Origin of the sequence: Aeromonas sp. S41-2 (assembly GCF_027705845.1) — a bacterium.
In the GTDB taxonomy this organism is placed as follows: Bacteria; Pseudomonadota; Gammaproteobacteria; order Enterobacterales; family Aeromonadaceae; genus Aeromonas; species Aeromonas hydrophila.
In genome coordinates this window covers 473921-497310 of record NZ_JAPDCG010000002.1, presented here as the reverse complement: position 1 = coordinate 497310, position 23390 = coordinate 473921, and the positions used below count along the sequence as shown (strand labels likewise).

19 protein-coding genes and 1 tRNA gene are annotated in these 23390 nt (G+C 62.5%); 9 read left to right on the top strand and 11 right to left on the bottom strand.

Annotated elements, in window-relative coordinates:
* Window positions 1-24: 24 nt before the first annotated feature.
* The 6 genes from OKC44_RS06740 (at window position 25) to OKC44_RS06715 (ending at window position 6194) form a co-directional block, all read left to right on the top strand.
* The gene (locus tag OKC44_RS06740; RefSeq protein WP_011706469.1) at window positions 25-774 is read left to right on the top strand and encodes an HAD-IIA family hydrolase; all 750 of its coding nucleotides are present in this window, start codon (window positions 25-27) and stop codon (window positions 772-774) included.
* 69 nt (window positions 775-843) lie between these two features.
* Window positions 844-2418, top strand: coding sequence for a cation:proton antiporter family protein (locus OKC44_RS06735; RefSeq protein WP_101149464.1), 1575 nt, complete (start codon window positions 844-846; stop codon window positions 2416-2418).
* 125 nt (window positions 2419-2543) lie between these two features.
* The gene (locus tag OKC44_RS06730) at window positions 2544-2912 is read left to right on the top strand and encodes a cupin domain-containing protein (protein ID WP_017784880.1); all 369 of its coding nucleotides are present in this window, start codon (window positions 2544-2546) and stop codon (window positions 2910-2912) included.
* A 193-nt stretch (window positions 2913-3105) separates the two neighbouring features.
* Window positions 3106-4770, top strand: coding sequence for an asparagine synthase B (gene asnB, locus OKC44_RS06725; protein ID WP_024944497.1), 1665 nt, complete (start codon window positions 3106-3108; stop codon window positions 4768-4770).
* Between the two features lie 179 nt (window positions 4771-4949).
* Window positions 4950-5450, top strand: a complete 501-nt coding sequence (locus tag OKC44_RS06720; protein ID WP_270811749.1) for a thioredoxin family protein — start codon at window positions 4950-4952, stop codon at window positions 5448-5450.
* Between the two features lie 120 nt (window positions 5451-5570).
* Window positions 5571-6194, top strand: a complete 624-nt coding sequence (locus OKC44_RS06715; protein ID WP_270811744.1) for a glutathione S-transferase family protein — start codon at window positions 5571-5573, stop codon at window positions 6192-6194.
* A gap of 78 nt (window positions 6195-6272) precedes the next feature.
* On the opposite strand, the gene maiA is transcribed toward OKC44_RS06715, so the two are convergent.
* The 6 genes from maiA to OKC44_RS06685 all read right to left on the bottom strand — a co-directional run bounded on the left by maiA (window position 6273) and on the right by OKC44_RS06685 (window position 11861).
* The gene (maiA, locus tag OKC44_RS06710) at window positions 6273-6911 is read right to left on the bottom strand and encodes a maleylacetoacetate isomerase (RefSeq protein ID WP_039214563.1); all 639 of its coding nucleotides are present in this window, start codon (window positions 6909-6911) and stop codon (window positions 6273-6275) included.
* A gap of 72 nt (window positions 6912-6983) precedes the next feature.
* On the bottom strand, window positions 6984-7982 hold the full coding sequence (locus OKC44_RS06705) for a fumarylacetoacetate hydrolase family protein (RefSeq protein ID WP_029302746.1): 999 nt from the start codon (window positions 7980-7982) through the stop codon (window positions 6984-6986).
* Window positions 7983-7993: 11 nt separating this feature from the next.
* Window positions 7994-9154 (bottom strand): homogentisate 1,2-dioxygenase, encoded by a 1161-nt coding sequence (locus OKC44_RS06700; RefSeq protein WP_011706477.1) that lies wholly within the window; start codon window positions 9152-9154, stop codon window positions 7994-7996.
* 47 nt (window positions 9155-9201) lie between these two features.
* Window positions 9202-10299, bottom strand: a complete 1098-nt coding sequence (gene hppD, locus OKC44_RS06695; RefSeq protein WP_017408053.1) for a 4-hydroxyphenylpyruvate dioxygenase — start codon at window positions 10297-10299, stop codon at window positions 9202-9204.
* Window positions 10300-10536: 237 nt separating this feature from the next.
* Entirely contained in the window at window positions 10537-11205 is a 669-nt protein-coding gene (locus OKC44_RS06690; protein WP_270811742.1) for an HAD family hydrolase, read from the bottom strand.
* A complete protein-coding gene (locus OKC44_RS06685; protein ID WP_044800257.1) occupies window positions 11202-11861 on the bottom strand; it encodes a TIGR01621 family pseudouridine synthase in 660 nt (219 codons plus the stop codon). The genes OKC44_RS06690 and OKC44_RS06685 overlap by 4 nt, the downstream gene beginning before the upstream one ends.
* Window positions 11862-11947: 86 nt before the next feature.
* Here OKC44_RS06685 and OKC44_RS06680 point away from each other — a divergent pair, with 86 nt between their 5' ends.
* Window positions 11948-13531 carry a GGDEF domain-containing protein gene (locus OKC44_RS06680; protein ID WP_270811739.1) on the top strand — a complete coding sequence of 528 codons (1584 nt, stop codon included), beginning with the start codon at window positions 11948-11950 and terminating at the stop codon, window positions 13529-13531.
* A 65-nt stretch (window positions 13532-13596) separates the two neighbouring features.
* On the opposite strand, the gene OKC44_RS06675 is transcribed toward OKC44_RS06680, so the two are convergent.
* The 4 genes from OKC44_RS06675 to OKC44_RS06660 form a co-directional block, all read right to left on the bottom strand.
* The gene (locus OKC44_RS06675; protein ID WP_219280127.1) at window positions 13597-15150 is read right to left on the bottom strand and encodes a methyl-accepting chemotaxis protein; all 1554 of its coding nucleotides are present in this window, start codon (window positions 15148-15150) and stop codon (window positions 13597-13599) included.
* A gap of 157 nt (window positions 15151-15307) precedes the next feature.
* On the bottom strand, window positions 15308-15994 hold the full coding sequence (locus tag OKC44_RS06670) for an AcvB/VirJ family lysyl-phosphatidylglycerol hydrolase (RefSeq protein ID WP_017408048.1): 687 nt from the start codon (window positions 15992-15994) through the stop codon (window positions 15308-15310).
* Between the two features lie 9 nt (window positions 15995-16003).
* A complete protein-coding gene (mprF, locus tag OKC44_RS06665) occupies window positions 16004-18553 on the bottom strand; it encodes a bifunctional lysylphosphatidylglycerol flippase/synthetase MprF (RefSeq protein ID WP_219313193.1) in 2550 nt (849 codons plus the stop codon).
* 477 nt (window positions 18554-19030) lie between these two features.
* Window positions 19031-20656 (bottom strand): MCR-3-related phosphoethanolamine--lipid A transferase, encoded by a 1626-nt coding sequence (locus OKC44_RS06660; protein ID WP_101150900.1) that lies wholly within the window; start codon window positions 20654-20656, stop codon window positions 19031-19033.
* Between the two features lie 379 nt (window positions 20657-21035).
* Here OKC44_RS06660 and OKC44_RS06655 point away from each other — a divergent pair, with 379 nt between their 5' ends.
* Together OKC44_RS06655 and OKC44_RS06650 are read left to right on the top strand one after the other, a co-directional pair.
* Window positions 21036-21812 carry a COG4705 family protein gene (locus OKC44_RS06655; RefSeq protein WP_270811726.1) on the top strand — a complete coding sequence of 259 codons (777 nt, stop codon included), beginning with the start codon at window positions 21036-21038 and terminating at the stop codon, window positions 21810-21812.
* An 85-nt stretch (window positions 21813-21897) separates the two neighbouring features.
* Entirely contained in the window at window positions 21898-23112 is a 1215-nt protein-coding gene (locus OKC44_RS06650; protein WP_270811723.1) for an MFS transporter, read from the top strand.
* Between the two features lie 71 nt (window positions 23113-23183).
* Here OKC44_RS06650 and OKC44_RS06645 read toward each other — a convergent pair.
* A tRNA-Ser gene (locus OKC44_RS06645) sits at window positions 23184-23271 on the bottom strand.
* Window positions 23272-23390: the final 119 nt, after the last annotated feature.

Sequence of the window (23390 nt, the reverse complement as noted above, 5' to 3'; positions counted from 1 at the left end):
CTTGCGCCTACACAAGGAGTCCCCATGAAGAAAAACGTCATCTGCGACATCGACGGCGTCATCCTGCACAACAACGATCTGGTGCCCGGTGCCGACCGCTTCGTCCACCGCCTGCTGGAGCAGGGCAGCAAGCTGCTGTTTCTGACCAACTACCCGGCCCAGACCCAGAAAGATCTGCAAAACCGCTTCCGCTCCGCCGGGATCGAGGTGCCGGAGGAGTGCTTCTACACCTCCGCCATGGGCACCGCCGACTTTCTCAAGCGCCAGGACGGCAAGAAGGCCTATGTGATCGGCGAAGGGGCGCTGACCCACGAGCTCTACAAGGCCGGCTTCACCATCACCGACATCGACCCCGACTTCGTGGTGGTGGGTGAGACCCGCAACTACAACTGGACCATGATGCAGCTGGGGGCCAAGTTCGTCGATCAGGGGGCCCGCTTCATCGCCACCAACCCGGATACCCACGGCCCCATGATGCACCCGGCCTGCGGCGCCCTGTGCGCCCCCATCGAGCGGATGACCGGCAAGAAGCCGTTCTACGTCGGCAAGCCTAGCGCCTGGATCATCCGCGCGGCGCTCAACCGGATGGAGGCCCACTCCGACGACACCATCATCATCGGCGACAACCTGCGCACCGACATTCTGGCGGGCTTCCAGGCCGGCCTCGAGACGGTGCTGGTGCTCTCCGGGGTGAGCAAGGTGGCCGACATCGACCGCATGCCGTTTAGACCGAACCACATCTTCGACTCAGTGGTGGATATCGACATCGTCTGATCCCTGCCGGCTGACGGGCCGGCCTGGCGCACGGCCCAGGTCGGCCTCGTTCCCCCTGAAGGACACGCAATGGAACCTGTCATGATCGCCGTGGCCTTCGGCTGCGGCATGCTGGTCAACCTCATCGGCCTGCCGCCCCTGCTGGGCTTTCTGGCGGCCGGCTTTCTGCTCAACGGCATGGGCTATCAGAACACCCCGGCCCTGAACGAAATTGCCGATCTGGGCGTCACCCTGCTGCTGTTCACCATCGGCCTCAAGCTCAACGTCAAGATCCTGATGCGGCGCGACGTCTGGGGCACCACCAGTTTGCACCTGCTGCTCTCCACCCTACTGTTCACCGTGGTGCTGCTGGTGTGCAAGGGGCTCGGGCTGGCGCTGGCCATGTCGCTGGACTGGCGGCTGGCACTGCTGCTGGGCTTTGCCCTCTCCTTCTCCAGTACCGTGTTTGCGGTCAAGGTGCTGGAGGAGCGCAGCGACATGAACGCCCTCTATGCCCGTCTCGCTGTCGGCGTGCTGGTGATGCAGGATCTGTTCGCGGTGGCCTTTCTGGCGGTCTCCAGCGGTCAGTGGCCCAGCATCTGGGCGCTCTGGATCCTGGGGCTGCCGCTGCTGCGCCCCTTGCTGCTGAAACTGCTGGAGCGGGCCGGTCACGGTGAGTTACAGGTGCTGTTTGGGATCTTCCTGGCGCTGGTGGTGGGAGCTGCCGGCTTCGAGGTGGTGGGGCTCAAACCGGATCTGGGGGCACTGGTGATCGGTATGCTGATCGCCTCCCACCCCGCCTCCGCGGGGCTGGCCAAGTCGCTGTTCAACCTCAAAGATCTGTTTCTCATCTGCTTCTTTCTCACCATCGGCCTCAACGGCCTGCCGACCCACGACACCATGCTGCTGGCGCTCGCGTTGGTGCTGGCCCTGCCGCTCAAAAGTGCGCTCTACTACCTGGTCTACAGCGGCGCCCACCTGCGGGTGCGCACCGCCCTGCTCTCCACCCTGGCGCTCACCAACTTCTCGGAGTTCGGTCTCATCGTCGCGGCCATCGCCGCCAAGGCGGGCTGGATCTCCCACGAGTGGCTGGTCGCCCTCTCCCTGGCGCTGGCGGCCAGCTTCATGATCTCGGCTCCCCTCAACGGCCAGAGCGAGCGCATTTACCATCGGCTCGGCAACTGGCTGCGCGGTATGCAGGCCACCACCCTGCACCCGGAGGACAGGCCCATCGAGCTCGGCGATGCCGAGGTGATCATCCTCGGCATGGGGCGGATCGGTCAGGGCGCCTACTTCGAGCTGGAGAACAAGTACGGCACCGTGATCCTCGGGGTGGAGAACGACAGCGAGAAGCTGCCCACCCTGCGCGCCCAAGGCATGAACGTGATCGAGGGGGACGCCACCGATACCGACTTCTGGGACAAGGTGCTGCTCTCCAACCAGGTCAACCTGGTGCTGCTGGCCATGCCTCACCACTCGGGCAACCTCTACGCCATCGAGAAACTGCGCAGCCACGGCTTTACTGGCAAGATTGCCGCCATCGTCCGCTTCGAGGACGACATCGCCTCCCTCAAGGAGCAAGGGGTGGATGCGGTGTTCAACGTCTACGACGAAGCGGGCAGCGGCTTTGCCCGTCACGTCATCAAACGGCTGCAGCCACGCTGACGGGCTGCGGCCCCCTTGGCAAGGGAGGCGCTATCGTTTACGTTATGCGCAACCTCGTTTAATAAAACGAACAATCAAGGGGCCTGGATGGCCCCGTTTTTTTTATCCCTTGCCAAGGAGGCAGCATGAAGACCCTTAACGACTGGATCCTGCTCGACCGCCACGAGGCGGCCCCCACCCCGCTGATGCCCGCCCCCGAGCGCCTGCGCGCCGGCAATCCGCGCCAGACGGTATGGAACCACTACTCCGACCCGAGCCAACAGTTTCACGTGGGCTTCTGGGCTTGCGAGCCCGGCCGCTGGGCCATCCACTACACCGAGCACGAATACTGCCAGCTGCTGGAAGGCGAGGCGGTGATCCACGATGGCCAGGGCGGCAGACTGCCCCTCAAGCCCGGCGATCAGTTCGTCATCCCGGCCGGCTTTGTCGGGGAGTGGGAGACCCTCACCCCCTGCCGCAAGCTCTATGTGATCTTCGAGCCCGCCGCGACTTGACGTTTGCGTCAACCCAGGCCGCCGTAGCCACCCTTTTTCAGGCCGACCGGGTTGACGTGTACGGCATGATTTTCTGCGGTTTTCCCGCTTGCAAAAGGTTTTTGCACTAGGCATTGTGATTGGCGAGGAATGTAAATGGAATTTCGAGCCCGAACGTGGGGGGCTCATATAAAAATCAAGAGGATTACCGCCAATGTGTTCTATTTTCGGCATTCTGGACATCAAATCCGATGCGGCCGCGCTGCGCAAATCGGCGCTGGAGATGTCCAAGCGATTGCGCCACCGCGGTCCTGACTGGTCCGGCGTCTACAGCTCCGACAAAGCCATTCTGGTGCACGAGCGCCTGGCCATCGTCGATCCGGGCAACGGCGCCCAGCCGCTCTACAACCCCGAGCGCACCCACGTGCTGGCCGTCAACGGCGAGATCTACAACCACAAGGAGCTGGAGAAGAACCTCAAGGTCGACTTCCAGTTCCAGACCCACTCCGACTGCGAGGTGCTGCTGGCCCTCTACAAGGAGAAGGGCCCGGCGTTTCTGGACGATCTCAACGGCATCTTCGCCTTTATCCTCTACGATGCAGAGCAGGATGCCTACCTGATTGGTCGCGACCACATGGGGATCATCCCCCTCTACACCGGCCGCGACGAGCACGGCAACTTCTACGTCGCCTCCGAGATGAAGGCGCTGGTACCGGTCTGCAAGAGCGTCGAAACCTTCCCGCCGGGACACTACCTGTGGAGCAAGGATGGCGAACTCAAACAGTGGTACAAACGCGACTGGATGGAGTACGGCGCGGTCGAGCACAACGTCAGCGACAAGGCAGAGCTGAAAGCCGCGCTGGAAGCGGCGGTCAAACGCCAGCTGATGTGCGACGTGCCCTACGGCGTGCTGCTCTCCGGCGGGCTGGATTCGTCCGTCATCTCCGCCATCACCAAGCTCTATGCCGCCCGTCGGGTTGAAGACGATGGCAAGAGCGAAGCCTGGTGGCCGCAGCTGCACTCCTTCGCCGTCGGCCTGGAAGGTTCGCCGGATCTCGCCGCCGCCCGCAAAGTGGCTGATCACCTCGGCACCATCCACCACCAGATCCACTTCACCGTGCAGGAAGGACTGGATGCCCTGCGCGATGTCATCTATCACCTCGAGACCTATGACGTCACCACCATCCGCGCCTCCACGCCGATGTATCTGATGGCCCGCTACATCAAGGCGATGGGGATCAAGATGGTGCTCTCCGGCGAAGGCTCGGACGAGTTGTTCGGCGGCTACCTCTACTTCCACAAGGCACCCAACGCCCGTGAGTTCCACGAAGAGAACGTGCGCAAGCTCGCCTCTTTGCACCTCTATGACTGCCTGCGCGCCAACAAGTCGATGGCCGCCTGGGGTGTCGAGGGTCGCGTGCCCTTCCTCGACAAGGAGTTCATGGACGTGGCGATGCGCCTGCAGCCTGCCGACAAGATGTGTGGCAAGGGCAAGATCGAGAAGCACATCCTGCGCGAAGCGTTCGAGGATCTGCTGCCCCACGAAGTGGCATGGCGCCAGAAGGAGCAGTTCTCCGACGGCGTGGGCTATTCGTGGATCGACAGCCTGAAAGCCATGGTCGAGGAAGAGGTGACGGATCAGATGTTCGAGGCGGCCGCCTTCCGCTTCCCCGTCAACACCCCGCTCACCAAGGAGGCCTACTTCTACCGTGCCATCTTTGACGAGCACTTCCCGCTGGAGTCCGCCGCCCGCACCGTGCCCTACGGCAAGTCGGTTGCCTGCTCCACCCCGACCGCGCTGGAGTGGGATGCCAAGTTCAAAGAGATGGCCGACCCGTCCGGTCGCGCCGTGATGGACGTCCACCAGCAGGGTTACTGATCTGCCGGCGACCTTCCTTGCCTGAATACCAAGCCCCTCCTGCGAGGGGCTTTGTTTTTTCCCGCCGACCCATTCCCGCTTTTTGCATAACAAGCGCCCATCTCGCCCTTGGCGGCCGGGCTCGCTCGTGTCACATTGTTGCGGCTTGGAAGCAACCACAACAACACAAGGAGCACGTGATGAACCGACTGCTATTGCCGCTGGTGCTTGGCACCGCCCTGTTTCATGGCGAGGCGTACAGCGCCGGCCACCTCTGGAGCCAAAGCCTGCCCGATTACAGCCAGGGCTATGACGAGCAGCGTGACCCGGCCCGCGATCTCGCCGCCGCCACCACCAAGGCCAGTGCCGAGGGCAAGAAAGTCCTGCTGCTGGTGGGCGGCGAGTGGTGCAGCTGGTGCCAGGAGATGAACCACTTTCTGGACCAAAAACCCGATCTTGCCAGTCAGCTCAACCGCACCTTCGTGGTGGTCAAGGTGAACGTCAGCAAGCAGAACAAGAACGAATCCTTCCTCAAAGGGTATCCCGAGTATCTGGGGGTGCCCCACTTCTACGTGCTGGATGCCAAGGGCAAGCTGCTCGAATCCTTCAACACCGGGCTGCTGGAGAAGGGTGACAGCTACGACGGGGAGAAATTCGGCAAGTTCATCGCCTTCTTCCAGCCCAAGACCACCCACGGCTGACTCGCCAATCGATGCAATCAGGGCCCTGCACGGTCAGTGACGGTGCTGGGCCTCGATGGCCTTGCAAGCAGGGGTTGTAGGCCTGCGGGAAGCCGGCCATCCCCCGACAAGGACGAAAAGATGTTACGGATACTGGGCAAAGCCTCCTCCATCAATGTGCGCAAAGTGCTGTGGACCTGCGCCGAGCTGGATCTCCCGTTCGAGCTGGATCAGTGGGGTACCGGCTTCAAGCCGACGGACACCCCGGCGTTTTTGGCACTCAACCCCAATGCCATGGTGCCGGTCATTCAGGATGACGACTTCACCCTGTGGGAGTCGAACACCATCATCCGCTACCTGGCGACGCGCTACGGCGACAACGCGCTCTATCCCGCCGAGGCGAGAGCAAGGGCCCGGGTCGATCAATGGATTGACTGGCAGGCATCGGACTTGAACAGCGCCTGGCGCTACGCCTTCCTGTCGCTGGTGCGGCGCTCCCCCCAGCATCAGGACAGCCAGGCCCTTCACGCAGCTTGCCTGCAGTGGTCTCACTGCATGGAGATCCTGGAGAGACAGCTTCAAGCAACCGGGGGATATGTGGCCGGCCCCCACTTCTCGCTGGCGGACATTCCCATCGGGCTGTCGGTCAACCGCTGGCTGGAGACGCCCTATGATCGTCCGCAACTGCCGGCCGTGAACGACTACTACCAGCGACTAGGCGAGCGGCCCGGCTTTCGGCGCTATGGCTGCAACGGAACGCCCTGAGGCGAACGGGAAGGGAGGGAGTTGGCAGAGTGAACACGGCAGGCCGGGCCGGGATGACCGGCCCCGGCCTGCCGTATATCAGGGCTGGGCATCCGGCTGCTGCTCTGGCGCGGCCTTGATAAAGGCCTGCAACTGCTCGCAGTTGGCGACGATGCGATTGATGGTGGGGTAGTCTTCCAGCGACATGTCGTAGCGGCGAGCGTTGTAGACCTGGGGCACCAGCATGCAGTCCGCCAGGGTCACCTCGTTGCCGACGCAATAGATGCCGGCGGTGGTCATCAGCAGCTGCTCCAGCGCGGTGAAGGTTTCGTCAATCCAGTGACGATACCACTCGTCGCGGTGTGCCTTGCCCTGCCCCAGCGATTGCTCCAGATAGTTGAGCACCCGCAGGTTGTTGAGGGGGTGGATGTCGCAGGCGATCATGTTGACGATCTGGCGTACCCGGGCGCGCTCCTGCGGGGCCGAAGGCATCAGCGGGTGGGCGGGATAGGTTTCGTCGAGATACTCCATTATGGCCACCGACTGACCCACCTGCACCTCGCCATCCACCAGAAACGGTACCAGCCCCTGGGGGTTGAGCCGGCGATAAGCCTTCTCGCGCTGCTCGCCCTGCCGCAGATTGACCGGATGCTGCTCATAATCGAGCCCCTTGAGCTGCATCACGATCCGTACCCGATAACTTGCCGATGAACGCCAATATCCAAACAACTGCAACATAATCTGTCCCTGTGTTGGCAGGTGCAAGGGCACCTGCCGCTCACCAGCCGGCCTCGTATCCATGCTGGCCCCTCACTTCGTCTGACTGGCCCCCGCCGGCGTGACCCGCTGCAAAATGGTGCCAAACAGACTCATCCCGTTGCGATCCTGCATCGCGATGGACACTGTATCACCAAAGCGCAGAAAGGGTGTAGTGGCTTGACCTGACTCGATAATTTCCAGCATTCGCAGCTCGGCGAGGCAGGATGAGCCACGGCTTCGGTCGTAGTTGGAGACGGTACCCGAGCCGATGATGCAACCCGCCCCGAGCGGCCGGGTCTTGGCGGCGTGAGCGATCAGCTCATAAAAGTTGAAGGTCATGTCCACCCCGGCGTCGGGAGCCCCGAACAGGGCGCCGTTGAGGTGGGTTTCGAGGGGCAGATGCACCTTGCCGTCGCGCCAGTCATCCCCCAGCTCGTCCGGGGTGATGGCCAGCGGCGAGAAGCTGCTGGAGGGCTTGGACTGGAAGAAGCCAAAGCCCTTGGCCAGCTCCCCCGGGATGAGGTTGCGCAGGCTGACGTCGTTGACCAGCATCAGCAGCTTGATGTGGCCGGCGGCCGCCTGCGGGCTGGTGCCCATCGGCACGTCGTCGGTGATGACGGCGATCTCCGACTCGAAATCGATGCCCCACTCCTCCGACCCCATCGGGATGGTGCCACGGGGCGGCAGGAAGCTGTCCGAGCCCCCCTGATAGATCAGGGGATCGTGCCAGAAGCTTTCTGGCATCTCGGCGCCGCGGGCCTTGCGCACCAGCTCCACGTGGTTGACGTAGGCGCTGCCGTCGGCCCACTGGTAGGCGCGCGGCAACGGAGAGAGACAGGCCGTCTCGTCGAACGGGAAGGCGTCGGCGCAGGCGCCATCGTTGAGCTGCTGATAGACGGCAGTCAGTTTGGGCGCCAGTTCGGCCCACTCGTCGAGGGCCGCCTGCAGGGTGGCGGCCAGCTGCGGCACGCGCACCGCGCGACTCAGATCGCGACTCACCACCACCAGGGCGCCGTCCCGTTTGCCATTGTTCAGGGTTGCCAGTTTCATAGGGATTCCTCTTATTTGCCGTTCGTGGCTGGCGTGAGTTCCGGGCGCAACCAGCTGGTGACGTAACGCGGGTTCTCTACCCCGTCACACAGGCTGCCGACGTTGAGCGCATCGCGGGTATCGAGCATCACCGCCACCTCGTCGGTGAACTTCTTGGCGTAAGCCTGACCCGCCGCAAATGCCTTGGGATGGGGACCGTGGGTGAACCCGGCGGGGTGGAAGGTGACCATACCCCGCTCGATATTGTCCCGACTGAAGAAATCCCCGGCGTGGTAGAAGAGCACCTCGTCGTAGTCGTCGTTGCTGTGGTAGAAGGGCACCTTGAGGGCGCCAGGATCGCTCTCGATGGGGCGCGGCACGAAGGTGCAGACCACGAACCGGCTCGCCACGAAGGTGGAGTGCGCCGAGGGCGGCAGGTGGTAGCGGTGGCTCATCAGCGGGCGGATATCCCGCCAGTTGAGGCGCACCACGCAGAGATCCCCGTGCCAGCCTTGTGCATCCAGCGGGTTGAAGGGCCAGGTGATGACCGACACCTGGTTGTGACGCTTCACCTGCAGCGACCAGGGGTTCTCATCCTGCTGGGCCAGGAAGCGCTCGTTGATGGCCGGCACGTCCAGCGCCGCCGGGTCGAAGATGGCGTGATTGCCCACCAGCCCCTTGTCCGGCAGCTGGTAGCTGTCGTTGGTCGCCTCGATCATCAGGATGAACAGGGGCGCCGTCGGCTCGATGCGCCACATGGTACCGCGGGGGATCACCAGGTAGTCGCCATCACGCAGGGTCAGATGACCGTAGTCGCAATAGAACTCGCCGCTTCCCTCGTGGATGAACAAAAGCTCGTCGCCATCGGCGTTGCGCACCAGAAACGGCATGGGCTCATGCAGGCGCCAGATGCGGTAGCGGCAGTGGGGGTTGCTCAGAATATCAGGCATCACCCAGGGGGAGAGGGAGCTCACCTCCTCGCCGAGGGCATTGAGATCGAACAGGCGCGGGCGCAGCGGCCCCTCCCAGTTGACCCAGTCGGTGGGGGCATGCTTGTGGTGCATGTGGGTGGCCGGCCCGAAAAAGCCGGAGCGGCCCAGTTCGCGCTCATAGATGGCCTGCTCGGGCAGGTCGGCATGAGCCTGGCGGGAGTGTGTCCCCTCCCGGTGGGGAAAGTTAATCCAGTTGCGCATCACCAACCTCCCTTGCTTGACAACCAACCCGCCCGTGGCGGTTCCCGTTACGCATCATTGAGCACCCCGCGGCGGATCTGATCCAGCTCGATGGATTCGAACAGTGCCTGGAAGTTGCCCTCGCCAAAGCCTTCGTTGCCCTTGCGCTGGATGATCTCGAAGAACACCGGGCCGATCACAGTGTCGGTGAAGATCTGCAGCAGGATGCCATCCTTGGTGGGGGAACCGTCGATCAGGATGCGCAGCTCTTTGAGCGCCGCCAGATCCTCCTGGTGCCCCTCGACCCGGCTGTCCACCTTCTCGTAGTAGGTGTCCGGGGTCGGCATAAAGCCGGTACCACGGCCACGCAGGGTGCGGATGGTGTGGTAGATGTCGCTCGACGCCATGGCGATGTGCTGGATCCCCTCCCCCTTGTACTGACGCAGGTACTCCTCGATCTGGGACTTGTCGTCGGAAGATTCATTGATGGGGATGCGAATTTTGCCGCAAGGGGCTGTCATGGCGCGGGAATGGAGCCCGGTCAGCTTGCCCTCGATGTCGAAGTAGCGGATCTCCCGGAAGTTGCCGATCCGCTCGTAGAAATTGGACCAGACATCCATGTTGCCGCGCTGCACGTTGTGGGTCAGGTGGTCAATCTCGTACAGCCCGGCATCCACCTCGGCCATGCGCGCCTGCCAGTCGGGATAGAAGACGAAGTCCACGTCATAGATGGAGCCCTTGTCACCGTAGCGGTCGACGAAAGAGAGGGTGCTCTCGCCGATGCCGTAGATGGCGGGGATGTTGAGCTCCATGGGGCCAATCTTGCCGACGAACGGCTTGGCACCCTTGCCGATGGCGTACTGCTGGGCCTTGCCGGCATCGCTCACCCGAAACGCCATGCCGCAGACGCTCGGCCCGTGCAGGCTGGCAAACTGCTCGGCCTGGGAGTGGGGCTCGGCATTGACCACGAAGTTGATGTCCCCCTGACGGTAGAGCCAGCACTGCTTGTGCTTGTGCTGCGCCACCTCGGCAAAGCCCAGCGAGACGAACAGCGCCTTGAGGGCGGCAATCCCTTTGGCATCCGGCGCCGTGTACTCGACGAATTCGAAACCATCGGTGCCGAGCGGATTGATGGTGTGAGTACGGGCAGAAGAAGTGGTCGTCATGATGCGCTCCTTGCGATTGACTGATAACGAAGAGGGTCACACCGGGGCGCTGCGGGCAGCCGCCACCGGCATTGTTAACAACTTGTTTCATTAGAGGTGGCGGCGCGGCGGAAGAGAAGGGGCGGCGTTCAGATAGTTTGCCGGGGGGGATGGTCAAAGGATGTAAATAGATTGTGACATTAAGGCCGCAGCCTTGTGGCGCGCTCGGTGGCGCCCCGCAAGGCTGTCAGCTTTGCCTTACAGGGACCAGTATCTGGGCTCGATACGGGGCAATGCCTGCCGCGCCTGTTGCAACCGCGCCGGGGTGGGATTGATGAGCCAGGCCGCCTGCCCCTCTGCCAGCAGCGGCAAGTCGTGCAGGCTGTCGCTCAGGGCCAGGGTGGCGCCGAGGGCGTGGATCCCGGGCAGGATCTTGTGGCGGCCGTGGCAGTAAAAACGCGGCATCAGGCCGCCGAGGCGATAGTGCATCCGCGAACCCAGAATGCGATGGGGCAGACGGCCGGGCAGTTGCTGATGCAGTTGCCCCCGCACCAGGGCGCGAGGGCTGGCGGAGAGCACCCAGCAGCGCAGCCCTTCGGCCAGCAGCAGGGCGCGCGCCTCACGAAACAGCCCAGGCCTCGTGCGGCAGTAGGCTCGCACCAGGCGTCGCCACCCCAGCGGCGACAGCCCGAGGGTGATGGCCCACCAGATCAGTGAAATGCCGCGCCGACGCTGGCTTGGCAGCAGATAGACCAGCCCGCCCAGCGCCATCACCGGCCACAGCAGCAGCGGCCAGATGCGGCGGCGCAGGATGAAACGCAGCAGCCCGGCATGGCTGTCATCCGGCGCCAAGGTGTCGTCAAAATCCGCCAGGATCCAGCCGCTGGCGGGCAGATCCGGCACGCCTGGCACTGTTGTCCCCTTCATTCGGCCAGCCCCGCGATGGCGGCGTGCAACTCGGGCAGCACAAACAGCGTTCCTTCGTCGGGTGGACAGACGAAGTCGAACGCCTCCCCCGCCAGGGTGAACGCGAGGCGCCAGGCGTGCAGATAGCCGCGATCGGCCGCCGTGCCGCCGTAGCGCTCATCCCCGAGGATCGGCGCCCCCACGCTCTTCAAGGCCACCCGGATCTGGTGAGTCTTGCCGGTTTGAGGCTTGATCCGGTAGAGCCGCAGACCCTCTCGCACCGAGACCGAATCGAACCAGCTGATGGCCGGGTTGTCCTGGCTGCGCGCCAGCATCCAGCTGCCACCCCGTCCCTTCTGCATGTCCCCCTTCACCCAGCCCTGCTTCTTCTTGGGCTTGCGATCGGAGAGGGCCAGATACTGCTTGCTCACTTCCCGCGCGGCAAAGGCCATGCTGAGGGCCCGGTTGGCCTCGGTGGTGCGCGCCAAGAGCACCAGCCCGGAGGTCATCTTGTCGAGCCGATGCACCGGATAGAGCAGCAGACCGGTGTCGGCCTTGACCCGGCTGACCAGCCCCGGATGGAGCAGACCTGCCTCGTCGGTCTCGTCATGCATGCCGAGCCCGGGCCCCTTGTTGATAACCATGAAATCTTTGTGCTGCGCTAGTATCCGGTACATCAATAACCCTTTAGAATGTTTTTAATTACAAGAACATGACCCTGCGGGGTCGCACCCCATGAACACTCAGAACAAGACTCGCACGGATGAAGAGATACCTGCTTTGGCTGCTGCTGATTGGCATCAGTCATGCTGTTCCCCTGCGGGCCAGCGAATCCACCCTTGAAGCGCCGGAGCGGGTCGTACTCCAGCTGCGCTGGCTGCATCAGCCCCAGTTCGTTGGCTATCACATGGCCAAGGCCAAGGGCTTTTATGCCAGTGCCGGGCTGGACGTCGAGATACGGCCCGGCGGCAAGGACATCAGCCCGGTAAAAGAAGTGCTGAGCGGGCGGGCCGACTTCGGGGTCGGCAACACCGAGGTGCTCACCAGCTACGCCAGCGGCCAGCCGCTGTTGGCACTTGCCAGCGTCTATCAGCACTCCCCGTCCATCTTTCTGGCTCGCCGTGACAGCGGCATTCTCACCGTTGACGACATGCGTGGCAAACGGATCATGATGTTTTCGGCCCATCAGGACGCCGAACTGCTGGCCACCCTCTTCTATCAGGGGCTCAATGAGCACCAGCTCATCCCGCTGCCCACCTCGGTCAATATCGAGGATCTCATCCAGGGCCGGGTCGACATCTTCAACGCCTACCTCAGCAACGAGCCCTTCTATCTGGAGGAGCGCGGCATCCCCGTCTCCGTCATCAATCCGCGCAACTACGGCATCGATTTCTACAGTGACATCCTGTTCACCACCCAGGCACAGGAGCGCGCCCATCCGGATCGGGTGGCCCGGTTTCGGGCCGCGAGCCTGGCGGGCTGGCGCTACGCCCTCGCCCACCCGCAAGAAGCCATCGCCCTGCTGCGCAAGGAGTATGGCGTCAACCGCAGTCAGGCCCACATGGAGTACGAGCTGCAGGTGAGCAAGGAGATGATCCAGCCGCTCTATGTGGAGATCGGGTATATGAATCCCGATCGCATGACCCACATCATGCAGCAGCTGGTCGAGATCGGGCTGGTGTCCAAGCCGGTCTCCTTGCACGAGTTTCTCTATCAAGCCCCTTCCGAGCAGTGGATCTTCTGGCGTCCCTGGTTCCTGCTGAGCCTGGCGGCCTGCGTACTGATCCTGCTGCTGGCCCTCTATCTATTGATGTGCAACCAGCGGCTCAATCGCGAAATCGCCCTGCGCCGCCAGCGGGAGGAGGAGATCTGGCAACTGGCCCGCCGCGACCCGCTCACCGGCCTGCCCAACCGGCTGAGCCTGATGGAGCGGCTCGATGCCCAGGTCAAGGGTCCGGCCCCCGGCTGCCTGCTGTTTTGCGACCTCGACGACTTCAAGCAGGTCAACGACAACTTCGGCCACAGCCAGGGCGACGCCCTCCTCTGCCAGCTGGCGGAGCGGATCAGCCGCAGCCTCGGGCCACAACACTTCTTCGCCAGACTGGCCGGCGACGAGTTCGTGCTGCTGTTGCCGGGCCATGAGCAGGCGCAGGCCGACGCCATCGCCGAGCAGATCAGGGTCACCATGCAGTCGCCGTTCGAGGTGGAAGGAGTTCCGCTGGCGGTCGGCATCAGCGTCGGCATCAGCCAGTACCAGCCGGGCTGGCGCGCCGAGCAGTGGCTGATCCAGGCCGACCGCGCCATGTACCACGACAAGGGGGCCCCGCTGGCTGAGTCCCCAGGCTGATCCAAACTCCGACAGCACAAGGCCACCCGCGGGTGGCCTTGTTGTTGTATGGATGGCAGCGGTGACTAGCCGAAGGTCTGCCCCAGGGACTTGAGCTGTCTGGCCTTGGTCAGCAGGATCTCGCTCGACTCGTCCACGTCGTGCATCTTGCTGCTGTTGGCATGGGAGTGCTGGGAGATGAGGTTGACGTTCTGGCTGATGTTTTCCACCACCGCCTGCTGCTCCTCCGCCGCCGCCGAGATCTGGGCCGAGAAGTCCATCACCAGCTCGATCTCCGTCAATACCTGATGCAGGCTGTCCGATCCCATCCGGGTCATCTCTACGCAGGCCTGGGTCTGTTGCAGGTTGTTCTGCATCATCCCCTTCCAGCCGTTCAGGGTGCGCTGGATCTGGCCGATGCTGCTCTGGATCTGTTCGGTCGCCTTGTGGGTGCGGGTAGACAGGGTGCGCACCTCGTCCGCCACCACCGCAAAGCCGCGCCCCTGTTCGCCGGCCCGGGCCGCCTCGATGGCGGCGTTGAGCGCCAGCAGGTTGGTCTGATCGGCAATGCCCTGAATTTCCCCCATCAGCACCCCGATGCGATCCGACTCGCTGGCCAGCGCCACCGCCGAGGCAAAGGCGTGCTCCGCCTCCTTCGCCAGATCGGTGATCTTGTGCTCGGTCTCGATCAACTGCTGATCCGTGTGCTGGCAGTGAGCCTTGGCCTCGGCAATCTGGCTGTTGGTGTCCTGGATGTTGCGGGCGATCTCCTGGGCCGTGCTCGCCATCTCGGTGATGGCGGCCGCCATCTGCTGGGTCTGGGCATCCTGCTCGGCGATGTCCGAACTCGCCTCGCTGGAGGCACTCTTCAGATGCACCGCCAGATCCTGCAGGGCGTGAGTGGCATCATCCACCCGGCCAAGCACGGTGCGAATACGGGCCTGCAGCAGCTTGATGTGAAAGTCGGCGATGGCGCTCGGCTCCTGACCCGAGTAGATGAGCCGGGTCAGGCTGTCGTACTCGCCGGCCAGTTGCTGCAGGTAACGGGGGGTGGTGATGAGTTCGTGGCGATAGAGCAGCCCCAGCAAGATCAGCGGCAGCGCCATGTAAAGCGCAGCCCAGCCGCCCAGTTGCACGGTGCCGAGCCAGCTCAGCGCCAGCAACCCGGCCACCGCGACCCCGTGGCGCAGCCGCGCCAGCGAAATCCTGGGCTTGCCGCCGCCCTGCTCCGCCGCCCGCAGCCGCGCATAGGTACGGGCTGCGATCTGCTTCATTTGCGGATCGGCCCGGCAGCGCACCGACTGGTAGCCGCTGATCTTGCCCTGCTCGAAGATGGGGGTGACGTAGGCATCCACCCAGTAATAACGACCGTCCTGGCAGCGGTTCTTCACCATGCCGCGCCATGGCTGGCCCTGCTTGAGTTTGCCCCACAAGTCGGCAAATGCCGCCTTGGGCATGTCGGGATGGCGCACCATGTTGTGGTGCTGCCCCACCAGCTCGGCCCGGCTGTAACCGGCGACCCGGCAGAAGTTGTCATTGGCGTAGGTGATCACGCCCCGCAGATCCGTGGTGGACACCAGCTGTTCATCAGCTGCGAAATCCACTTCCTGATCAACAAGATGGCCTTTTTGTTCGCGCATGTAGCCCCCACTCTTACGTTGTTGCTCAGTAGAGTGTTGGGAAGCAATCAGCGCCTGTAAAGGTCAATGCAAAAAGATTCTGACGGGGCGAGAACGGATCGGGCCGGCAAGAAATAATCATTGATTCAAATCAACATTTCCTGCCGACGCACGATATTTATTGCAGTGAAAGATGGCTGGCAATGGTCTTGAACAGCACCGGGTAGTCATCTTCGAAATGGTGCGAACCGGGCAGGGTCACCGTGGTCACGTTGGGCTGCTGCAAACGGGGACAGAGCCGCACCGGCGAGTCGTCATCCGCCCCCTGCACGCAGAGCATCGGCAGGGTGTGGATGGCGTTGACCTCGGGCTGGGTGGGATAGCTGCCCGCCTTATCGTGGGTCACCATGTCGCTGACGTGGATCTCGAAGTCGGAGGCGGTCGAAGGCGAGAGCATCACGGCCCCGACCAGGCTCTTGCGATAAGGTTCGGGCAACCGGTTGATGACGAAGGGCACTATCTCGGCACCAAAGGAGAAGCCCACCAGCAGCCAGCGCTGGCGCCCCCAGCGGGACTGGTAATCATCCAGGATCCGCACCAGATCGGCGGTGACCTGCTGTGGATCCTTCTTCTTCCAGTAGTAGGTGAGCGAGCTCCAGCCCACCACCGGCATGCCGTGCTGCTGCAGCTGGGCGCTGAGCCCCTTGTCCAGCGCCGCCCAGCCGCCGTCACCGCTCATGAACACCACCATGGGTGCGCTCGAGGCTTGCGCCACCGGCAGCTCCACCAACCCCAACTCCTCTTTCACCGGCGCGGCAGAGAGCGAAAAGGCGCAGCACGCCAGCAGCAATAACAGGATTTTCATGGCCGACTCCTATTTTTTGATGAGCCCGAACGGGCCTCGGCTGATCAGGGATATCAGGTTGGTCAGCACCCTCGGCAGCACCAGCTTGCTGGTACAGAGCAGGTAGCGCGGCTCCCAGTCCGGCGAGAACTTCTCCTTGTAGCGTCTGAGCCCCTGGAAATTGTAAAAACGGCTGCCCCGGGTGAAGATGGTGTTGCCAAGCCGGGTCCAGTAGCCGCTCAGGGGGTGATCGTTGAAACCGGACATGGGCGCCATGCCGAGGTTGAAGCTGGCGTAGCCCTCGGCCTTGCCCCACAGCAACAGCTCGACGAACAGGAAGTCCATGATGGGCGCCGTGCCCGTGTCCAGGCTGTAGCGCATCAGATCGATGGAGAGGCTCGCCTTGTTGTCGCTGACCCAGAGGTTGGCAAAACCGACGATCTGCCCCTCGTGACGCACCAGTGCGGCCGGACTCAGGCTGAGGTAGGTCGGCTCAAAGCTGCCCACCGAGAAGCCCTTCTCCTTGCCCTGCTTGCTCTGCAGCCAGGTGTCAGACACCTCTTTGAGGCGTGGCAACAGTGCAGGCACGCATTCAGGCGCCACCACCTCGAACGACAGCCCCTCCCGCTTGCCCTTGGCATGGCTCTGGCGCAGGTTGCGCAGCCGGCTGCCAGCCAGCTCGAAGGTCGCCAGATCGACGATGGCCTCCTCCCCCAGCTTGAACGGGATCAGGCCCAGCTCCAGGTAGAGCGGCAGGTAGCGGGCCGACACCTGGTAGAACACCGGGCTAGCATCGTGCTGATCGCAAAGCTCGCGAAACTGCCAGAGCAGCTCCTCGATAAGCTCAGGCTGACCGATGGGATCCCCCATCACGATCCAGCCATTGCCCTCGACGCCGTACATCAAAAACGCCTCGCCGCCGGGATGAAACAGCAGCGACTTGTCGCCAAGCTGGGCCAGGTAGCCATGACCGCCCCCCTCGCGCAGCACCAGGGCATGAGCGCGTGCCAGCTCCTCCGGCTCCGGCTTGCGCCCGGAGACCCGCAGCGGCGCCAGCAGCTGGGCCACCCCGACCACGGCCAGCACGGCCACCACGCTGCCCATGGCCCGTAGCCCCCGGGAGGCGGCGCCATGGGGCGAGAAGTGGAACCAGAGGGCGTGGTCATACTCCACCTGACGGTAGGAGAAGAGCAGCAGCCAGAGCGCCCCCAGCAGCACGGCCCCCACCGAGATGAGCCAGCCCGGAGTGAACTGGGCGTGCAGCAGGGAGCCCTTGCGATAGAACAGTGATCGGCAGGGAGTGATGATGAGCAGGAACAGCCCGAGCAGCAGGGCCGACTCCCAGTCGAACCCCTTGAGCAGGGAGAAGATCATCCCCAGCCCCAGCAGCAGCTGGGTGATGCGAAACGCCGCATCGTGGCGCCGGTAGAGGCTGCGGGCCAGCAGGATCAGTAGCACGCCGCTGACGCTGCCCAGCACATGGGAGAGCTCCAGCAGGTGCAGTGGCAATACCTGCAGGAACATCTCGATGCGTCCGCGCATGGTGGGGATCATCCCCGAGCAGAGCAGCAGGCTGCCCGCCGCGAACGCCCCCAGGCTGATCAGCGCCGGCAGGAACTCGCGCACCGCGGTCATGATGCCCTGCAACCGGCTCCAGCGCGCCTTCTGCTGCAGCAGCTCCTGGCTGGTGAACAGCAGCAGGGCGCACAGGAAGGGCAGCACGTAATAGATGCAGCGATAGAGCAGCAGGGAGGCCAGTAGCTTGTCCACCGGCAGGTATTTGGCCAGCAGCAGGCTCATGCTCGCCTCGAATACCCCGATCCCGCCGGGCACATGGGCCAGCACCCCGAGGAAGCTGGCCAGCACGAAGGCACTGAGCAGCACCGGATAGGAGACGCTGTCCGCCGGCAGCAGCACATAGAGCACGGCGGCGGCGGCCATCCAGTCCAGCAGCGCCACCAGCAGTTGCAGCAGCCGGGTTCTGAATACCGGCAACACCAGCTCGTGGTCACGCCAGACCAGCGCGGGCTTTGGCCAGAACAGATAGCCAAGCACCGCCAAGAGCGCCAGCCCACCCGCCACGTTGAGCAGCTGATCGGCCCACAGCGGCCAGTCCGGCAGCAAGGTGGTAGCCTGCCCCACCAGCAGTGCCGTGCCCCCCCAGGCCAGCAGGCCGAGGAAGAAGGTCACCGAGCAGAAGACGATGATCCTGGCCACCTCCCCGGTGCCGAGCCCCAGCGACGAGTAGATGCGATAGCGCACCGACGAGCCGGTCAGCAGGGCGAAACCCAGGGTGTTGGAGAAGGTGTAGGCGATGAACGAGGTGACCCCCACCTGCTGCCAGGGCAGCCGCTTGCCGAGGGCGTGCACCGCCAGCATGTCGTAGCAGCAAAGACAGGCATAGCTGAGCAGGGTCAGCAACAGGGCACCGCCCAACAGCGGCAGCGGCAAAGACCAGATGGCCAGCCGGATGTCGTGCCAGTGCCAGAGGTGAGTCAGACGATAGAGCACGGCCAGCGCCGCACCCAACAACAACAAGCTACATAACGGGCCTAACCAGATAAACAGATGACGCCGCATTGCCGATCCCTACCGACGCGAGGCCATGGCCATGCGCGTCACGTTGCTGAACATGGCCACCCGCAGCGGGAAGCACAGACTGCACTCCTTCGCGCCTTGGCCTTCAAATAGATGTGTTATGGGCCGTGGGCGGCGAACGGTCGGCACGGATGACATGGTCAGTTTGGCCCTGGCTGCCCGGAAAATGCCCCCGCCCAGCATGGCATCCCACTTTATATCGACTTTTTTGCAAAAGACGAGTCTTGCCCTCGAAATAAAATTACTCAGCTGCTGGCAGATTAATTCGCCGCTTATCCTGGCGGTCAGCCCCGCCACATCCCGTTGGCGAACAGCACAATTAATGAGCAGTGACATCATACACCAGATAACGTGCTTTACCCGACCCATCTGGTCAGGTTGGCAAGCCGCTCACGGGTCATCATCAGGCTGCGCCCAAATAAAAAGGGGAGCCAGGCTCCCCTTTATCTCAATATGGCGTTACTGCACGCTGCGACACTGGCTGAAGATATCCAGCTGCTGGTCATATACCGCCGTATTCACATCCCAGATCCCCAACATGGACGAGAACAGGTTGTCGTGGGAATAACGGGTATTGGCTGCCTTCTGCTGCAGACAATCGAGGTTCATCCCCTTCTCTTTGGAGAAACCGGGCGACATCCACACCTGCATGGGTACCCGGGTCTGATCATCTGGCGCAAACTTGTAAGGGGTGCCGTGCAGATAGAGCCCCAATGCCCCCAGTGACTCGCCATGGTCGGAAATATAGATCAGCGCCGTGTTGTATTTGTCTTCATATTTTTTCAGCCGTTCGATCATGCTGGCAATCACAAAATCGGTGTAGCGAATGGTGTTGTCGTAGGTATTCTCCAGCTCCTGATCGGTGCAGTTTTCGATATCGCTGCGCTGGCAATCCGGCAGGAAATGGCGATGCGACCCCGGATAACGCTTGTAATAGGTCGGGCCATGGCTGCCGATCAGGTGGAAGCCCACCAGCTTGTCCCCCTTCATGCCGGCCAGCTCGTCGTCCAGCCCCTCCAGCACCACCTCGTCATAGCAGGTGTTCTTGTCGCAGAACTTGGGGTGATCCTTGGGCTTGACCACCATGTTCGGCACCCGATCGCACACGCCCTTGCAGCCGCCGTCATTCTCCTTCCAGAAGATGGAGATACCGCTCTTTTGCAGCACATCCAGCAACCCTTCGCTGTTGCGGGCCTGGTTGCCGTCGAACTGGTTGCGCCCCATGTTGGAGAACATGCAGGGCACCGAGACCGCCGTCGCCGTGCCGCAGGAGCGCACGTCGTTGAAGGAGATGATCCCCGCCTGCTTGCTGGTGAAGGGGTTGGTCTCCTTGTGATAGCCGTTCATGGAGAAGTTCTTGCCGCGCGCCGTCTCCCCCACCACCAGGAACATCATGGTCGGCTTCTCCTTGCCGGCCACCCGCTTGGCGTCGTCGCCCATGCGCTGGAACGGCACCGGCTCCGCCAGATAGCGTTTGTAGAGATACTTGGTGGTGCTGTACATGTAGTTGGCCGGCGTGATCTCCCGGTTCAGCGTCTGGTTGTTGCGCCCGACCGAGGCATAGTCCTGATAGTAGGCCGCGGCGATGAGCCCCAATACCACCAGCGAGGCCAGCATGGAGAGGCCGCGCTGCAACAGGCCCTGATACCATTTGGCCGGATACTCTATCTTGACGAAGAACAGCAGTACCGCCGGCAGCACTCCGGCCAGCAATACCCAGACCACGATGGGCACGCTCAGGTAGGAGTAAGCCTCGCTCTGGTTGGTCTCAAAGATGTTCTGGATCATGTCGCCATCAAACAGCACCTTGTATTTCATCATGGTGTAGCTGGCAATGGCACCGGTGATAAACAGAAAGGCAAAGAAAGGCTTGATGAAATAACGCACAGAGAATGGCATGAATACAAAGTTCAATGCCGCTACCAATACGATGGGAATGGAGATGGCAAACCCGATTTTAAAATGCTCAAGCTGCGTCAATATCTCATAAAAATGCAGCAGAACTGGCCAGTTGAGCAAGAAGGCAAAGATAAATGCCAACAACAAAATAAATGGAACAATTCTTATTCTAAGAAAAGAAGGCATGCATATCTCCCTGTTACGCTTCTTTATTACACGTCGAAATAGCCGAACCAGAGTCGACACGCCGATATTTGGCGCCGGATAGTAACAGCGTGCTGAAAACACCAAATATACTATTTTCAAATATCCTCAATAATGTGATGTATATCAACAAGCATCAGCAAACCGACAGCCTAGCCGACGATACTTAAGGAAAAATTAAGATACCCGTGTTATGCAGTCGCTCAAAAAACAGTCACACATATACGACTCACCTCCCCGCCTGGCGCTCGCACCACTCTTTCTCAGACGACCGCTCGTCCTTAAGTTTTGCTTAAGACTGCTCGGCGAGGCTGTTCCCTGACGAGTCCTCGTCACACGACAGATGCGAGAGAGGGTTAACATGCACAACAGCAGCGCAGCAATCAGCAAGGTGCCAGCGATCACCCTGGCGTTCTGGGTCATCAAGATTCTGGCGACCACCCTGGGGGAGACGGGGGGTGACGCCGTCTCCATGTCGATGGAACTCGGTTATCTGGTGAGTACGGCCATCTTTGCCGTGATCTTTTTCGTGTCGGTCAGCGCGCAGATCGCAGCGACCTCCTATAACCCCCTCCTTTACTGGACCACCATCATCGCCACCACCACGGTCGGCACCACTCTGGCAGACTTTGCCGATCGCTCGCTCGGGCTGGGCTATGCCGGTGGTTCTACCCTGCTGCTGGCCTTGCTGATGGGCTCCTTCCTGCTCTGGTATCGGCTGCAGGGCAGCATCTCCACCGGCAGCATTACCACCCCGCGCACCGAGCTGTTCTACTGGGTCACCATCATGTTCTCCCAGACGCTGGGCACCGCACTGGGTGACTGGACCGCAGACGAGGCCGGCTTTGGTTATGCAGGCAGTGCCGTGCTGTTCGGCGGCATGCTGGTCGCCATCGTGGCAACCTACTACCTGACCCGGGTGTCGCGGACCCTGCTGTTCTGGGCCGCCTTCATTCTGACCAGGCCGCTGGGAGCCGTGGTGGGGGATTTTCTGGACAAGCCGCTCAGCAAGGGCGGGCTGGAGCTGAGCCGTTACTCCGCCTCCTTCACCCTGCTGGCCGCCATCGCCACGCTGGTGCTGATCTCCACTCTGCGCAACCGGCAACCGGTTCGGGCTCAACTCGATATCGAACAGTAATCACGCAGCAAGCCAGCCCGGCCGCCTCTGGGTCGCCGGGCTGGCTATGCTCTGTGGGAATTGATGCGAGGCAAGGCTCCCCCCGATGACGACAGGCAACAGACAAGACCCAGCCCCTCCCTCCCGCCGGATCCCGCGCGGGGTCTGGGTGCTGGGCTTCGTCAGCCTGCTGATGGACATCTCGTCCGAGATGATCCACAGCCTGCTGCCCCTGTTCATGGTAACTGTGCTCGGCAGCAGCGCCCTCACCATCGGGCTCATCGAAGGGATGGCGGAGGCCACGGCACTGGTGGTCAAGGTCTTCTCCGGCACCTTGAGCGACTATCTGGGGAGACGAAAGGTGTTGGCTTTGCTGGGTTACGGGCTGGGAGCCCTGACCAAGCCGCTGTTCGCCATCGCCACTGGCAGCGGGTTGATACTGACCGCCCGCCTGCTGGACAGAATTGGCAAAGGCATTCGCGGCGCCCCCCGTGATGCACTGGTGGCCGACCTCACCCCCCTTGAGCTGCGCGGCGCCGCCTTTGGCCTGCGCCAGTCCCTCGACACGGTCGGTGCCCTGCTGGGGCCACTGCTGGCCGTGGGATTGATGCTGCTCTGGCACGATGATTTTCGCGCCATCTTCTGGCTGGCGGTCATTCCTGGGCTGGCCTCGGTCACCCTGCTCGCCATCGGCCTGCGGGAACCCAGAGAGAGTGATGGGCGCGAGCGCCGCAACCCCCTGCGACGCGACAACCTGCGCCGGCTGGGTAAACCCTATCGCTGGGTGCTGCTGATCGGCACCCTGTTTACCCTGGCCCGCTTCAGCGAAGCCTTTCTGGTGCTGCGTGCCCAACAAAGCGGCATGGCGCTGGCGCTGGTGCCGCTGGTCATGGTGGCGATGAATCTGGTCTATGCCCTCAGCGCCTACCCGTTCGGCCGCCTCTCGGATCGCATGAGTCACCGCACGCTGCTGATCTGGGGATTACTGGTACTGATTGCCGCCGACCTGGTGCTGGCGGCCAGCACCCACTGGGGCGTGTTGCTGGCAGGGGTGATGCTGTGGGGCATTCACATGGGAATGACCCAGGGGCTGCTGGCCGCCATGGTGGCCGCCACGGCCCCGGCGGATCTGCGCGGCAGTGCGTTTGGCTTCTTCAACCTCGTCTGCGGCCTCGCCATGTTGCTGGCCAGCCTGCTGGCAGGCATGCTGTGGGACCATCTGGGCCCCGCCTTCACCTTTTACGCCGGCGCCGCCTGCTGCCTGCTCACCCTGCTGATACTCAGCAAATACCAGCCGCCGCCATCCACCACGGCACCATGACCCGAAAACACCGGCGGCCGGATAGCAAAAAGTCCCGGCAACCAAATTGGTTGCCGGGACTTTTCTAAAGATGGCGGAGGAGGTGGGATTTGAACCCACGGATGGTCGCCCATCGCCGGTTTTCAAGACCGGTGCATTCAGCCGCTCTGCCACCCCTCCGAACGGCGTGCATACTACGTCAGCCCCTTGTTCATATGCAATACATATTTGATTTGGGATAGTAGGGGGCAACAGGCTGGGGTGGGGCTTGAAATCAGCGCTCGTCATCCCGACATTCA